Genomic DNA, 14,579 nt, shown 5'->3' with positions numbered 1-14,579 from the left:
AACTTAACGAGAACTCTTCATGCTTCAATGAGAACTCCCTGCAACTTAACGAGAACTCTTCATGCTTCAATGAGTAATCCCTACAACTTAACGAGAACTCTTCATGAACAATCACTCGCCTCAACGATCCACCCGGTAAATTCCTTTCCTGTCCCTCAGCTCGCAACCATTTCGCTCAAATATGCCGATCATATGACGATTTGCTTCGTCGGTGCTGCCGACGTACTTCGTTGCGCCTATCGACTTCAACAATTGCAGTGAAATTCGATGAAGCTCAGTACCATATCCTTTCCCTCTCCATTCCGGCACGACCCCGAAATAAAACAGACGCCCCTCATCGACAGTTCCTTGCTCGATAATGGGGATGCTCAAGCCAATCGGCTCGTCGGATTTCCGGAAAATGTAGCAAGAACTTCTCCAATCCGTACCAAGTTCATTTTCAAGCGACTCCATCACTTGTTCAATCGTGAACAACTTATTTTTATTTGCAGATCCGCTGCGGCATCGTTCATACAGCTCCGCGAAATCCGAATCTGCCATCCCCCCTTCTGCCAACGCCCCAACGGATATCTCCGATTCAACCGAGGAAGAATCATCCAACGTCCTTGCATATTCGACGATCGTTGAAATCTTGTGGAAACCTTGCTCCAACAACCAGTCCTCATGCGCGGCATCCATTAAAAGAGACAAATAGCCAATTTGCTTTTTCCTCCACTCATCAAGCAAACTACTAAAAGCTTCTCGATATTCCTGCTCGGACGCCCCCTTTAACTTCACTTGGTCAACAAGCCAATATTCCTGATCCTTCTCGATCGTATTAAACAAATTCACATCACGTCCCCCTTACTCTTCTTCCAACCAGCCCAATGAATAATAAATATCGCAAAGGCCCTCATGATACCCCCAGCCCGTTCCCTCGCTATTTTCTACTACATTGTACAGGCGATCGCTAAAGCGGCTATATAATTGTTCCTCATTCTCACAAGCTCCCACTACCTTTTCATACATAGATAGAAGGCTATTGTAAAATCGGAGGTCTATGTCCCCGTATGTATTCGTAAATTCTGTTCCGAGCTCAACATAATAGAGCATTAACTCTGTCGTTCCCTCAGCATCTCCTGTCAGTTTCTTATAATCGCTTATCGCCTTCTGTGCAACGGACAAACGCAGTTTTCCATGACCTTTAGTAGGAAAAAATTCATTGTTCACTTCTTCCGCAGCTTTTTCATACAGCTCCTTAACCACTGCCTCACCATTAATTTTAACAGCAAAGTAATCTTGGACCGGTTTATTGGCTTTATAGAGTTCCGTTATGATTCCCACTAATTCCTTTTGATCCAAGTCTTTTAAATATCTTTTCACATCTGTCAATTTCAATTTCGCCATCATGATCTTTTCCTTTCTTCTAAGGGGCATCATTCCAATCCTAATTTAATTTATTCGATGAAAACATACTAATCCCTTCTTTTCATTTTTGAAATCAAAAAACAGCAGCAACAACTACAAACATGAATAATTTTCGCTCACATCATTAAATAATATTATATTTATATTGTTTTTTCACCAAGGTCGTATTGATTTCAAATTGAATTTACGTATTAAAGCAGATCTATACCAAGCTAATCACTTGCCATTCTTCATTACTTTTTGATAAAATGATGGGGTGCGCATTTTAAAAGAAGTTTGATTAAAAATATTGCCTAAGGGCTGAAGGAGTGAGCGATTCACATAAGGAGCTGAATATCTATGTCAATAGAACAAACTACTTTGCAACAAGACACGGGTGTTGAGGTCGTCCAGGACTATTCCTTGGACCGTGTACCTCGCGAGGAACGAAAGGCTAGCTGGCTTAGCATTACGAACATTACGTTTGGCATCGCTACAGCTATTTTCTACTTCCAGATGGGAAGTGTGATGGCTCTCCAATTCGGGGCTCCCAATGCACTTATTTCCGCAGGCTACGCAATTATCGTAGCTGGCATACTCGGTACAGTTATTGTGTATTTATCGGCCAAGACGGGCATGAATGTGAACTTACTGTCTCGGGGCGGCGGCTTCGGCTATATTGGAGCGTCTTTGACATCTCTCATTTACGCATCGAATTTTATTATGTATTGTGCCTTTGAAGGTCTTATCCTCATATCGGCTGTACATCATTTTCTACCCTCCTTTCCGAAATGGGTGTTAATCCTCGTATTTGGACTCATTGTTATTCCTCTTAATTGGTTTGGAATTAAACAGCTGGACAAGCTGCAGAAATGGTCATTACCGATCTTCATCTTCTTTTTGATCACGGCGATTGTCATTTCTTTTATCAAACCTGCTATTTATACGGGTCCTGTTTTCTCTTACATGCCAGAAGGAGTTCAGCTTGGTGGAACTGCATTGCTGCTCTGTATTGGTATGCATAATGGAATTATGGGCTTAACCGCTCTTCTTGCTTCTGATTATGCCCGTTTTTTACGCCCTAAAGATATAAAAGTTGGTTCTTTAGCAATCGGGTTCATTCCTCAAATTTTTTGTTATGGCGTTATGGGCGGATTAGGTATCTGGTTCGGTGTCCGTTATTTGGAGTCGGATCCAGGTGTTTACATTGTACTGCTGCTCGGAATCGGCGGTGCGTTATTTACAATGTTGACGCAATTACGTATTAATGTCACAAATATTTATAGTAGTTCACTCTCCTTATCAAACTTCTTTGAAAATATCTTCCGTTTCACCCCAGGCCGACGATTTTGGGTCGTTGTCTCCGCACTGACGGCGATTGTTTTAATGCTCGGAGGAATTGTCGACCACCTTGCTACGGTCATGACATTCCAAGGCGTCTTTCTGTTTTCATGGGCGTCCATCTTGGTGACGGATGCGCTAGTCATAAAAAAATGGTTGAAAATCGGACCGAATTATTATGTTGCTACACAAGACTATTTGTATAAATGGAATCCTGTCGGCGTTGTGTCCCTACTGATTTCAAGTATTCTCGGTACAGTCGCTGCACTTGGCTATATGGGCGTGTTCCTCCAATCGACAGCTGCGTTTTTTGCCGCAGTGCTCGCCGCTATATTGACAGTCATCATTGCGATACTGACAAAAGGTGCATATTATTTGGTACAAGAACCTCCTCATATAGTGGAAGAAGACAAATTAAAACGCTGAATGATTTTAACCATGCCTGCTTGGCTCTACAAGCGGGTATGGTTTTTCATTAGTTTGAGCACTTTCTACCCGGGTACGTGAATAAAGGAGACTTTTCAATCGACACGTAAGGTAGGTGTTGCTTATGTTGGGACTTTCTTATTTAGTTTCGCTTGTCATTTCAGCCTTCATAATTCTGCCGGTCGTCGTGTTCCTGAGGGAATCAGGGTATTTATTCGCCAGCGCTATTTTCGGCGTAAAAAATCCAAGAATTACAATCGGGTCAGGGCCGCGCATTAAAAAATTGGGCATATTCGATATTAGAAAGCATTATCATATGTATAGTTGGTTTTCATTTGATTCTATAAAAAGAAAAAGCAAGCTCGCCTATATTTGCATTTATGCAGGTCCCATCCTCATCAATCTCATCATAGCTATAACGATTAACGCGTTGCTCGCCAACGGCATTATTGAAGGACATCGCACGTTTTGGGAACGGTTTATTTTTTATGCTTTTTATTATGTTTTATTCGATATCGTACCAATGATTACTGTTAACGGAAAACCGAACAACGGCATGATCATCTATGAAATGGTCCGTTACGGGAAGCGTGTAGATTATAATAAAGAGCCTTTCATCCCGTCTACGACTGACGTTGAAGAAGGGTATCAGGAGCTTATGGAGGAAATTAAAGAAATCAAAGATAATGATAAAAAATGACAGGCACCCCGTGTTTGCTCGAGTGCCTGTCACCGTTCTATTTTTTCCGTTCTTTCGTGAAGTCCGGTTCTTCTCCAAATTCAGTGTTGTAGTTTGGATTGTCAAATCGCTGTCTTCGTGGAGCCACTTCCCTCTCCTCATCTGGTTTGAATAAAATCCCTAAACAAATCAATCCTCCAAGTGCTACAAGAGCATAAACTGAACGAGCAAGAAAAGCATCTTGTCCACCGAACAAAGAAGCTACTAAGTCAAATTGAAAAAATGCGATCAATCCCCAATTTAACGCGCCAATAATGGCTAAAGCCAAGGCAATCCGTCGAACTGCTCCCATCATGAATTCCTCCTTCATTCTACTTTCCATCTTATCTTTTACTGAAAACGGCATATCATACATCGGAGCATGGATTATGCTTACCGATTGAATCGTGGAGTTTACCTATCGAATATCGAAAGTTATCTATCGAATGCATGAACTTATCACCAAAACGAGATTAACCTCCTGTTCATTCTTATGAAGCTTTTGCCAAAGCCAATTCGTAAAGAAGCCAGCGAAGGAGTGTTTAATAAAATGGATAAGTTCAGTTACAATAAACCAAAATTGAAGATCCCGAAGTCACCACTACAAAAAGCGCTCGATATTTTAGCAAGCATCGCCTTTGCGGCAGGAATTGTCCATTTGATTGCCGTTTGGGGCCAACTGCCTGACCAAGTTCCGGCGCATTATAACGGAGCGGGAGAAATTGATCGTTGGGGTTCAAAATGGGAGCTCATCCTGCTTCCAACCATCGCCGCATTCTTAGCCGTATTCATGACATTTTTGGAGAAGCATCCTGAATGGCATAATTATATGAACCTCAATGAAGGAAACATTGAATTCCAATATAGAAACTCAATTTTATTATTAAATGTAATGAAAAATGAATGTGTCTTATTGTTTGTCTACTTGAATTATCAAACCGTGCAAGTCGCATTAGGTCAAGCTGAATCTCTCGGAATTTTATTTTTACCTATTTTCCTGGCAGTATTTTTCGGTTCAATGATTTTCTTCATTGTCCGGTCCATCAAACATAAATAATGGTGGTATACTGGATATACAGCTTAAGTCAGTCAGGAGTTGGAAGAATGAAGTACGATGTGTTTTTATTCGACTTGGATGATACGTTGATGGATTTCGGGGAAACAGAAAAAAATGCATTTACAAATGTGTTTACAACACATGGATTTCCGAACGGGTTGACGGATTATAGGGACTCGTATCGGGCAATTAGCACGGTGCTTTGGGAGGACTTGGAGCAAGGCAGAACCACACTTGCCGACTTGAAAACGGAGCGGTTCAGACGGTTATTCCTCGAACGTGGACTTGAAATCGACGCAGAGCAGTTCGGGCAAATGTATCTCGATTTGTTAGGGAAAGAGGTCCACTTGATTGATGGTGTGACGTCAATGCTTCATTCCCTCAATGGTGCAAGAATTGCAGTTTTGACAAACGGCTTCAAAGACGTTCAGCTGGCGCGTATTGCCGCTTCCGGGCTAACCGATACGTTCGAAGCGATTTTCACGTCGGAAGAGATCGGTTTCCAAAAACCTCAACCTGAAATATTCGAGCATGTATGCAAGCAATTGCAAATCAAAGATAAGTCACGTGTTTTGATGATCGGAGACTCGCTTTCGTCAGATATCCGCGGTGGCAACAACTTCGGCATCGATACGTGCTGGTTTAATCCGAATCGAAAAGAAAATAACGGTTTAGCCCAACCAACATATGAAATTCATGATTGGAAAGAGTTTCAGATGGTAATCACTCAAACGATCGCGTCCAGTTGAATGGACGGGGTCGTTTTTTTTCTTTTTTCTAACGTGGCTTATGGTGGTTGAGCGCGGAACTCCATTCCTTGACCGCGTAACTCGATTCCTTGAGCACGAAACTTACTTCCTTGACCGCATTTACCCCTGGATTGCCAAAATTCAAGGTTCATTTTGACCTTTAAAAGAAATTTGAGAACATCCCCAGTTTGGTACGATGTATTTAGTGTAAAGGCCTTTACGGGAGAAGAAGGAGTTGATGGTATGAAGATTACACCTGAAAACTTTATAAAGCATTTCAAGCGAGGCAAAGAAGCTGCTTTGGAATTTGTCATTGATGAATATAGCGGGATTGTGAAAGCCATCATCTATAATTCATTGCAATCCTACAATGACGCACATGTCATTGAGGAGTGCATCAGTGATACATTCCTCGGCGCCTTTGATAATGCCAAGCAATTTTCAGGGAAGCCGGAAGACTTTAGGAAATGGATATGTACAATCGCGAAATTCAAGGCGATCGATGCACAGCGGAAGTTAGGGAATCAACCCATTGCCACTGAATTTGAAGCAGATCTCATGACCGTCAAATCCGCAGAAGATGAATTTCTTGTACAAGCATCAACTGAAGAGTTGCTCCGCATGATGTCAAAAATGCGGCAAGTTGACCGCGATATTTTTACAATGAAATATTTCCTGAACATGGGGAACAAAGAAATTGCCGACAACCTCGGGCTGACCAAAGCATCTGTTGACAATCGGCTGTATCGCGGGAAAAAAAGACTGCAGGAATTGGGAGGGGCTTTGACTTGAAAAGACTTTATAAACAATTCAACAGACAGAAAATGAACACGGACATTCAGCCGATGGACGTGAGTGATCTTGAAAAGGCGCGTATTAAACGGGCAGTCATAAGAGGCGCCAAGAAGAAGAATCATATGCCAAGGAACCTTTCCGTGGCCGCGGCATTTCTTGTTGCCTCAGGCATCACGTTCAGCGCTGCATTTCCTGCTTTAGCTGCTAAACTGCCGATTGTTGGGAACTTCTTTGAGCAGTTTGTTGACCATGATAACTATGTCTTCGAGAAATTCGACTCGTTCTCAACGGATATTGGCGTGACGAAAGAGAGTAACGGCATTGCAGTCACAGTAACGGATGCAGTGTATGACGGGGAAAATATTGCAATTGCTTATACAATTGAAAGTGAGCATGATCTAGGAGAAAGACCGGTACTGGAAGGAAATTTTCATGCAGAGGAATTCGGAAATGAGTATGAGCATTATGGGTTTTACTCAAGGTATATAACAAAAAAAGTCAGTGACCGTGAGTATGCTGGGCTTTTTATTTATCAGTTGATTGAAGGCCCTAAACCAGACGCAATTAATGCAACTTGGGATGGAAGCAGCATCCTGAACTTGTCCAACGTGAAAGATGAATTTCCAGGTGAATGGAGCTTCCAACTCAGCTTACAGGCCCTCGATAATCAGACAAAAAGTTTTACAGACATGGGTATTGATTCAAGTGCTCAGGGAATTGATGTAGCGCTGACTAAAATGACTAAAACTCCAATCTCTAACACTCTTTATCTATCAGAAAAGGTGGACGTGCCTAGCGCTGCATCGGAAGACGAAGAATGGCGCGGTGTCCTGATTGAATATAGCGTGAAAGATGATTTAGGTAATGAATATAATATGATTTATTACCCGGACGTAGGTCACAGTACAGACTTTCAAAATAACCATGTTAGCAAACCTAGAATCACCACGACACAGTTCCATGAAGACGCGACATCCATTACAATAACACCGATTGTAAATGTCTATAAGTTTGCCAGTGAGGTGGATGAAGATCCAACCTCCAGGCCGCTGGAACTCGTCAAGGAACCATATGCGATTGAATCAATGGAGTTTGATTTGAAATGACATGTTTTTGACTGATTGGATGCAATTCCTGAATAGGAGTTGCATCCTTTGTCGATCATACAATGGGTTTGGCATTTATTCTCAAAGTGCCAAAGTCCCGAAATAACCATATATCTTGGGAAATGACCGATATCCCGGCTGCTCCATCAAAAAAAGCCATTCCCGTTGCCTACAATAACAGGAATGGCTCTTTCTATCCTTTATTCAAACGCTGGAATTGCTGTCTCGTCGTAATTCTCTTCTAGGAACTGACGGACTTCCGGGCTAGTCATTGCTTCAGCCAGTTTTTGAATCGGCTCCGAGTCTTTATTGTCTTCGCGGGCTACCAATGTGATTGCGAAGTCGTTCTCGATGCCTTCTGTAAGTAATGCATCGCTCTTCGGTGTCAAGCCGAGCGGGGCCGCGTAAGCTGGTGTCATGACGACTGCATCCGCGTCGTCGTACATGCGCGCGAGCATTAATAAATCGACTTCTTCAAACTTGTAGTTTTTTGGATTGTCGATGATGTCCGATTTTGTGTAATACGTGTCTGTTTTTTCACCAAGCTCGATGATGCCATGTTGTGCGAGCAGCGCTAATGAGCGGTCGATGTTAGACACGTCATTAGCCATTGCAATGACTGCTCCTTCAGGCAGTTCATCCATTGTTTTAAAATCTTTCGCGTAAACGCCGTAGTTCGCGAAGTAAATTGGCGTAATTGGAACTAAGTTTGCATCATTACTCCGATTGAATTCCTCCATATATGGAACGTGTTGGAAGAAGTTCGCATCCACTTCTTTCGCAGCAAGTGCGCTGTTCGGCTGGACATTATCACCTAACACAACCATTTCGAGGTCAATGCCTTCTTCGGCGAGCTTTGGCTTTACAAGCTCAACAATGTCCGTCATCGGTGAAATCAATGAAGCGACTTTCAACGTCACTTTTTCATCTTCTTTTTGAACTTTCGCGGGAGTTTCTGCATCTTTATCTTTACTTCCGCAACCTGCTAATATGACGAGCAGCAATGCTGTCAGCATAAGTAGTTTCTTCATGTTGTTCCTCCTACTATTATCTTTTATCTATCATTCTTGATACAGTTGTCCCCGTAAATTGGATGAGCTGTACCAGTATGACCATAATCAGTATCATGTACATCATTAAATCCGTTTTGAACTGCTGGTAACCGTACCGGATTGCAAAGTCGCCGATACCGCCGCCTCCGACAACACCCATAATCGTCGAGTAGGAAATGAAACTGATAATCGACGTCGTCAATCCGAGGACGAGTCCAGAACGCGCCTCGACGTAAAGGAATTTGAAAATAATTTCCCTGACAGAGGCACCCATTGAAACCGCCGCCTCCATCACGCCTTTAGGCACGTCCAGTAACGATTGCTCAACGAGGCGAGAATAATGCGCAATGGCGATGATCGACAAGGGTACCGTCGCAGCAGCTGTTCCAATCGCAGTCCCGATAACCAATCTCGTAAAGGGAATCAAAAACACGACGAGTAATAAAAACGGAAACGAACGAATGACGTTCACCAATAAATTCACAATCGAGAAAATGTACGGATTCTCGAAAACCTGCCCTTTCCTACAAAGGAAAAGTAATGTGCCAACAGGCAGCCCAACAAGGATTGCTGCCAAAATGGAAACGCCGACCATCGCAAAAGTCTCCGCAATCGACTGCCAAATCTCTGTTTTATATTGTATTAAAATTTCAGGCATGGCCCGTTCCACCAATCTTCGTAAGCTGTTCCACGAAATTCGCAGGAGTGTTCTTTGCGGATCCAATTCCTGTCGGTTCAATGCTTACCGTGTCATAAACCTCTCCATCCGCCATCACTGTTACGCGATTGCAAATGCTCTTAATTACGTCCATTTCATGACTGACAATAACAATCGTAACGCCTAGCCGATTGATGTCCTTCAAAACACTTAGGATTTCAGCAGTCGTATTCGGGTCAAGTGAAGACGTCGGTTCATCGCATAATAAAACTTGCGGGCTATTTGCCAAGGCTCTGGCGATGGCAACACGTTGCTTCTGGCCGCCGCTTAATTGTGCTGGATACTTGTCCTTGAAGCTTTCCAATCCTACAAATTGGAGACACTCCATTACACGGCCCTTTCGCTTGTTCTTAGGATAATTCGCCAACTTCAACGATACCATTACATTTTCAAAAACCGTTTTATTGGCAACCAAGTTAAAATGCTGAAAGATCATTCCGATTGATTTCCGCGCTTGCCGAAGATCTTTACCAGGCAAGCTCGTTAACGTTTGACCGTTAATTTCCACCTTGCCGCTATCCGGGCTTTCCAATAAATTCATGAGTCGCAGTAGAGTGGATTTCCCTGCTCCACTTGCTCCGATGATGCCATGGATTTCCCCTTTATGTATCGATAAAGAGACCGAGCAGACTGCTTGAAACTGTGAAAAACTTTTACTGACATTATGTAATTTAATCATAAAAAAATCCCCTTTCGAGAATTTGAAGGGCGATTACGACGGTATTTATTATAACCTAATCCGTGTAGGCTGTCATTATAAGGCGTCCCGCTTAACAATCAAAAAGCTGACGCGTTATCTACTCGCGTCAGCTTTCATTTCGATTATTCTTCCTTCTTCGGTTCTTCTTCAACGACCAGGTTGGCATCTACGTTCGGAACTTCACGGTCAACACCCAATACTTCGTCCTTCTCGGTTTCACCTGTTTCAACCTCGACAGAATCTACTTCTTCTACCGTTGCATCCTCTACAGCGATTTCCTCACTAGGAGGCGCGATTAAACCAAGAGCTTGCGCAGTCGACGCATGGATTTCTTGTAGTAACTCCGGATTTTCCACGAGTGACTTGCCGTAAGACGGAATCATTTCTTTAAGTTTCGACTCCCACTCTTTAGCTTGTTGCGGGAAGCACCGGTTGATGATTTCAAGCATGACGTGGACAGCTGTGGAAGCACCAGGTGATGCACCGAGCAATGCGGCAATCGAACCATCTGCTGCACTGACGACTTCCGTACCGAATTGAAGTGTTCCTTTACCACCCACTTCTGTGTCTTTAATGACTTGGACGCGTTGGCCTGCAACTACAATGTCCCAATCCTCGCTTTTCGCGGAAGGGACGAAACCGCGCAATTCTTCTATGCGCTGTTCTTTCGATAGCATAAGCTGCTGGATCAAGTATTTTGTCAGCGACATTTCTTTCGCTCCTGCCGCCAGCATCGTAAAGACGTTGTTTGGTTTCACGGAAGTGACTAGGTCCATATTGGAGCCCGTTTTGAGGAACTTCGGTGAAAAACCGGCAAACGGTCCAAACAGCAATGATTTTTTATTATCAATATATCTTGTGTCAAGATGCGGAACAGACATCGGCGGCGCGCCAACCGAAGCTTTACCATATACTTTCGCATGGTGTTGTTCAACAATCTCTTGATTTTTACAGACTAAGAAAAGTCCGCTCACCGGGAATCCCCCGATGTGCTTCCCTTCAGGAATACCGGATTTTTGGAGTAAATGCAAGCTTCCACCGCCTGCGCCGATAAAGACAAACTTGGCAGTATGTCGTTCAACTGCGCCGCTGTTAAGGTTCTTGACTTTTAACTCCCATAATCCATCATTCGTGCGTTTAATCGTATTCACATTATGATTATAGTTAACTTCGACATTATTACTTTTTAGATGGTCAATCAACATGCGGGTCAATGCTCCGAAGTTAACGTCTGTTCCTGTATCAATTTTCGTCGCCGCAATCGGCTCTTTCACAGTCCGACCTTCCATCATGAGCGGCAGCCATTCCTTCAGTTGCTCCGGGTCATCGGAAAATTCCATCCCTTGGAATAACGGATTATCGGAAAGGGCTTCAAAACGCTTTTTCAGGAACTTCACATTATCTTGACCATGTACGTAGCTCATATGAGGCAATGGCATAATGAAGTCCTCTGGATTGCTTATCAAATTGTTGTTTACGAGATAAGACCAAAATTGCATGGAGAGTTGAAACTGTTCATTGACTTTGATCGCCTTGCTAATATCTAAAGTTCCGTCTGGTTTTTCATTCGTGTAGTTGAGTTCGCATAGTGCGGCATGCCCCGTTCCCGCATTGTTCCATTCGTTGGAGCTTTCCTCTCCCGCGCCATCCAGCTTCTCAAATACTTTGATCTTCCAATCCGGTGCCAATTCCTTCAACATAGTTCCTAAAGTTGCACTCATGATTCCGGCGCCAATTAAGATGACGTCTGTTTTCGTTTCTCCGTTGCTCATTTTTATCATCCTTATACCCTAAATTTGCAGAAAGGATGTAGACGCTCCTTCTTAGGCGTCACAGCAAGATAAGACGCGGCTAGGAACACACCTTTTCTGTATCAATTATCACCGATAGTATTATATCATAATGATTTGTAAATCTACATCCAATCGTCCCATTCCGCTTCCTTGTCCAAGTATTCCTTATATTAAGAAGAAACATAATAATTGATAATCATTAAATGTAATTGAGAATGAATGCTCAAGTTAGCTGTATTACAGTTATAGAGAGTATCTATGAAATTCAGTGATAAACAGCGGAAATCGACATGAAAGTGTTATTCTTGACAAACAGAGACATCTTTATGATAATGAATATAGAATTAGAATGATTATAGTTTACCAATTGAAATTAAATACAGATTGGTTGTTTAAGGATTGTCATTCAAACCTAAACTAACAACTATAAGTTCTAAAAACATTCTTAGGAGGAATTTACACATGTCACTTATCGGCAAAGAAATTCAATCATTTAAAGCACAAGCTTACAATAGCGGTACAGGCGAGTTCATCGAAGTAACAGATGCAAACCTTAAAGGTCAATGGAGTGTTGTTTGCTTCTATCCTGCTGACTTCACATTCGTTTGTCCTACAGAGCTAGAAGATCTACAAAACCAATACGAAACGTTGAAATCGCTTGGCGTTGAAGTTTATTCCGTTTCAACGGACACGCACTTCACTCATAAAGCATGGCACGATCATTCAGAAGCGATCAGCAAGCTGCGTTACATCATGATCGGTGACCCATCACAAACAATTTCACGCAACTTCGACGTACTTGACGAAGAGGCTGGTCTTGCACAACGCGGTACATTCATCATCGATCCAGACGGCATCGTTCAAGCTGCTGAAATCAATGCTGACGGCATCGGCCGTGACGCAAGCACACTTGTCGGCAAAATCAAAGCTGCTCAATATGTACGTAACAATCCAGGTGAAGTTTGCCCAGCGAAATGGGAAGAAGGCGCTGAAACGCTTAAACCAAGCCTTGACCTTGTAGGTAAAATTTAAGGAGTGCAATAATATGCTAGATGCAAATATAAAAGCACAATTAGCCCAATATCTTGAAATGATGGAAGGCGACGTGCTATTGAAAGTAAATGCGGGAGAAGATAAAACTTCCCGTGAAATGCTAGCTTTAGTGGATGAATTGGCGACAATGTCATCTGCTATTAAAGTCAAGCATGCTGAACTTGCGAAAACGCCAAGCTTCAGCGTAAACCGTCCAGGTGAAGATACCGGTGTCACGTTTGCCGGCATCCCGCTCGGACACGAGTTCACTTCTTTGGTGCTTGCATTGCTGCAAGTGAGCGGCAGAGCGCCAAAAGTCGATCAGAAAGTGATTGACCAAGTGAAAGCGATCAATGAAACATACCACTTTGAATCTTACATTAGCTTAAGCTGCCAAAACTGCCCTGAAGTAGTACAAGCCCTTAACGTAATGAGCGTTCTGAATCCGAACATCACACATACGATGATCGACGGCGCAGCATTCAAAGAAGAAGTTGAAAGCAAAGGCATCATGGCTGTACCGACAGTATTCCTTAACGGAGAATCATTCGGCAGCGGCCGTATGACACTCGAAGAGATTCTTGCAAAACTAGGCGGCGGCCCGGATGCTTCCGAGTTTGAAAATAAGGAGCCTTACGACGTACTTGTTGTCGGCGGTGGTCCGGCGGGTGCAAGTGCAGCAGTCTATGCAGCACGTAAAGGCATTCGTACAGGCATCGTAGCTGAACGTTTCGGCGGTCAGATTTTGGACACTGCTTCTATTGAAAACTTCATTAGCGTGAAGCACACGGAAGGCCCACGCCTTGCAGCAAATCTTGAAGAGCATGTGAAAGAGTATAATGTCGATGTCATGAACCTCCAACGCGCAAAACGTTTGGAGAAGAAAGACCTTATCGAAATTGAGCTGGAAAACGGTGCTGTTCTTAAAAGTAAGACCGTCATCCTTTCAACAGGTGCCCGTTGGCGCAATATCGGCGTACCAGGCGAACAGGAATTCAGAAATAAAGGCGTTGCGTACTGCCCGCACTGCGATGGCCCGCTATTCGAAGGGAAGCACGTTGCCGTTGTCGGCGGCGGTAACTCTGGAGTGGAAGCAGCTATTGACCTTGCCGGAATTGTGAAGCACGTCACGGTTCTTGAGTATGCGGATCAACTGAAAGCCGATTCGGTATTGCAAGATCGCTTGCATAGCTTGCCTAACGTTACAGTCATTAAAAACGCGCAAACGAAGGAAATTACCGGTACTGACAGCGTAAACGGCATTTCCTATATCGATCGCGAATCAGGCGAAGAGCAACATGTTGAACTACAAGGCGTGTTCGTTCAAATCGGGCTCGTTCCGAATACGGACTGGCTCGGCGAAACAGTTGAGCGCAATCGAGTCGGTGAAATCGTTATCGATAACCGTGGAGCAACTAACGTACCAGGCGTCTTCGCTGCAGGTGACTGCACGACTGCACCATACAAACAGATTATTATTTCCATGGGATCAGGCGCAACTGCATCATTAGGCGCGTTCGATTATCTTGTGCGAAATTAATTACTAATACAAAAGGCACTGTCTATCTAATTATGATAGATTAGTGCCTTTTATACTGCATATTTCCGGAACGGATCTCGGTTCTACCAGGGGGGTCGGCGGTCCCGAAATCACCATATATCTTGGGGAATGATTGATAATGGAGTGCTATTTAAGAAGAAAACTA

15 protein-coding genes are annotated in these 14,579 nt (G+C 43.3%); 8 read left to right on the top strand and 7 right to left on the bottom strand.

Annotated features, from left to right (window positions below):
- Positions 1–120: 120 nt before the first annotated feature.
- Together SLU01_RS14440 and SLU01_RS14435 are read right to left on the bottom strand one after the other, a co-directional pair.
- On the bottom strand, positions 121–831 hold the full coding sequence (locus SLU01_RS14440; protein ID WP_147059560.1) for a GNAT family N-acetyltransferase: 711 nt from the start codon (positions 829–831) through the stop codon (positions 121–123).
- Positions 832–843: 12 nt separating this feature from the next.
- Complete coding sequence (locus SLU01_RS14435; protein ID WP_147059557.1) at positions 844–1,386, bottom strand: DUF6155 family protein; 543 nt, start codon at positions 1,384–1,386, stop codon at positions 844–846.
- Between the two features lie 360 nt (positions 1,387–1,746).
- Here SLU01_RS14435 and SLU01_RS14430 point away from each other — a divergent pair, with 360 nt between their 5' ends.
- The gene (locus tag SLU01_RS14430; protein ID WP_147059555.1) at positions 1,747–3,153 is read left to right on the top strand and encodes a purine-cytosine permease family protein; all 1,407 of its coding nucleotides are present in this window, start codon (positions 1,747–1,749) and stop codon (positions 3,151–3,153) included.
- A 124-nt stretch (positions 3,154–3,277) separates the two neighbouring features.
- Positions 3,278–3,853, top strand: a complete 576-nt coding sequence (locus SLU01_RS14425) for a hypothetical protein (RefSeq protein ID WP_147059568.1) — start codon at positions 3,278–3,280, stop codon at positions 3,851–3,853.
- Positions 3,854–3,890: 37 nt separating this feature from the next.
- Here SLU01_RS14425 and SLU01_RS14420 read toward each other — a convergent pair whose 3' ends face one another.
- Positions 3,891–4,184, bottom strand: coding sequence for a DUF378 domain-containing protein (locus SLU01_RS14420; RefSeq protein ID WP_147059553.1), 294 nt, complete (start codon positions 4,182–4,184; stop codon positions 3,891–3,893).
- Between the two features lie 237 nt (positions 4,185–4,421).
- Here SLU01_RS14420 and SLU01_RS14415 point away from each other — a divergent pair, with 237 nt between their 5' ends.
- The 4 genes from SLU01_RS14415 to SLU01_RS14400 all read left to right on the top strand — a co-directional run bounded on the left by SLU01_RS14415 (position 4,422) and on the right by SLU01_RS14400 (position 7,578).
- Positions 4,422–4,928, top strand: a complete 507-nt coding sequence (locus SLU01_RS14415; RefSeq protein ID WP_147059551.1) for a DUF1648 domain-containing protein — start codon at positions 4,422–4,424, stop codon at positions 4,926–4,928.
- A gap of 47 nt (positions 4,929–4,975) precedes the next feature.
- Positions 4,976–5,677 (top strand): YjjG family noncanonical pyrimidine nucleotidase, encoded by a 702-nt coding sequence (locus tag SLU01_RS14410; RefSeq protein ID WP_147059549.1) that lies wholly within the window; start codon positions 4,976–4,978, stop codon positions 5,675–5,677.
- A gap of 243 nt (positions 5,678–5,920) precedes the next feature.
- Positions 5,921–6,469: a sigma-70 family RNA polymerase sigma factor gene (locus tag SLU01_RS14405; protein ID WP_147059547.1), complete on the top strand. Its 549-nt coding sequence runs from the start codon at positions 5,921–5,923 to the stop codon at positions 6,467–6,469.
- Entirely contained in the window at positions 6,466–7,578 is a 1,113-nt protein-coding gene (locus SLU01_RS14400) for a DUF4179 domain-containing protein (RefSeq protein WP_147059545.1), read from the top strand. Before SLU01_RS14405 ends, SLU01_RS14400 begins: the two co-directional genes overlap by 4 nt.
- 200 nt (positions 7,579–7,778) lie before the next feature.
- Here the strand turns inward: SLU01_RS14400 and SLU01_RS14395 are convergent, their stop codons facing one another.
- From SLU01_RS14395 to SLU01_RS14380, 4 genes are all read right to left on the bottom strand, one after another.
- Positions 7,779–8,609: a MetQ/NlpA family ABC transporter substrate-binding protein gene (locus SLU01_RS14395; RefSeq protein WP_147059543.1), complete on the bottom strand. Its 831-nt coding sequence runs from the start codon at positions 8,607–8,609 to the stop codon at positions 7,779–7,781.
- A 16-nt stretch (positions 8,610–8,625) separates the two neighbouring features.
- Positions 8,626–9,288, bottom strand: a complete 663-nt coding sequence (locus SLU01_RS14390; protein ID WP_147059541.1) for a methionine ABC transporter permease — start codon at positions 9,286–9,288, stop codon at positions 8,626–8,628.
- On the bottom strand, positions 9,281–10,027 hold the full coding sequence (locus SLU01_RS14385; RefSeq protein ID WP_147059539.1) for a methionine ABC transporter ATP-binding protein: 747 nt from the start codon (positions 10,025–10,027) through the stop codon (positions 9,281–9,283). Before SLU01_RS14385 ends, SLU01_RS14390 begins: the two co-directional genes overlap by 8 nt.
- 143 nt (positions 10,028–10,170) lie before the next feature.
- Complete coding sequence (locus SLU01_RS14380; protein WP_174842661.1) at positions 10,171–11,820, bottom strand: malate:quinone oxidoreductase; 1,650 nt, start codon at positions 11,818–11,820, stop codon at positions 10,171–10,173.
- 483 nt (positions 11,821–12,303) lie between these two features.
- On the opposite strand from SLU01_RS14380, the gene ahpC reads away from it, so the two are divergent.
- Positions 12,304–12,873, top strand: coding sequence for an alkyl hydroperoxide reductase subunit C (ahpC, locus tag SLU01_RS14375; protein WP_147059536.1), 570 nt, complete (start codon positions 12,304–12,306; stop codon positions 12,871–12,873).
- 13 nt (positions 12,874–12,886) lie between these two features.
- Positions 12,887–14,413, top strand: coding sequence for an alkyl hydroperoxide reductase subunit F (ahpF, locus tag SLU01_RS14370; protein WP_147059534.1), 1,527 nt, complete (start codon positions 12,887–12,889; stop codon positions 14,411–14,413).
- The last annotated feature ends 166 nt before the right edge of the window (positions 14,414–14,579 follow it).

This window comes from Sporosarcina luteola (assembly GCF_007991495.1).
Lineage (GTDB): Bacteria > Bacillota > Bacilli > Bacillales_A > Planococcaceae > Sporosarcina > Sporosarcina luteola.
Note: the sequence above shows the minus strand (reverse complement) of the source record. Positions and strands in the feature narration are given on the sequence as shown.

Excerpts from the sequence above, each read along its gene's own strand:
- SLU01_RS14415 (WP_147059551.1), top strand. The coding sequence starts at position 4,422 with ATGGATAAGTTCAGTTACAATAAACCAAAATTGAAGATCCCGAAGTCA.
- ahpF (WP_147059534.1), top strand. The coding sequence starts at position 12,887 with ATGCTAGATGCAAATATAAAAGCACAATTAGCCCAATATCTTGAAATG.
- ahpC (WP_147059536.1), top strand. The coding sequence starts at position 12,304 with ATGTCACTTATCGGCAAAGAAATTCAATCATTTAAAGCACAAGCTTAC.
- SLU01_RS14410 (WP_147059549.1), top strand. The coding sequence starts at position 4,976 with ATGAAGTACGATGTGTTTTTATTCGACTTGGATGATACGTTGATGGAT.
- SLU01_RS14425 (WP_147059568.1), top strand. The coding sequence starts at position 3,278 with ATGTTGGGACTTTCTTATTTAGTTTCGCTTGTCATTTCAGCCTTCATA.
- SLU01_RS14385 (WP_147059539.1), bottom strand. The coding sequence starts at position 10,027 with ATGATTAAATTACATAATGTCAGTAAAAGTTTTTCACAGTTTCAAGCA.
- SLU01_RS14405 (WP_147059547.1), top strand. The coding sequence starts at position 5,921 with ATGAAGATTACACCTGAAAACTTTATAAAGCATTTCAAGCGAGGCAAA.
- SLU01_RS14380 (WP_174842661.1), bottom strand. The coding sequence starts at position 11,820 with ATGAGCAACGGAGAAACGAAAACAGACGTCATCTTAATTGGCGCCGGA.
- SLU01_RS14420 (WP_147059553.1), bottom strand. The coding sequence starts at position 4,184 with ATGGGAGCAGTTCGACGGATTGCCTTGGCTTTAGCCATTATTGGCGCG.
- SLU01_RS14395 (WP_147059543.1), bottom strand. The coding sequence starts at position 8,609 with ATGAAGAAACTACTTATGCTGACAGCATTGCTGCTCGTCATATTAGCA.
- SLU01_RS14435 (WP_147059557.1), bottom strand. The coding sequence starts at position 1,386 with ATGGCGAAATTGAAATTGACAGATGTGAAAAGATATTTAAAAGACTTG.
- SLU01_RS14390 (WP_147059541.1), bottom strand. The coding sequence starts at position 9,288 with ATGCCTGAAATTTTAATACAATATAAAACAGAGATTTGGCAGTCGATT.
- SLU01_RS14430 (WP_147059555.1), top strand. The coding sequence starts at position 1,747 with ATGTCAATAGAACAAACTACTTTGCAACAAGACACGGGTGTTGAGGTC.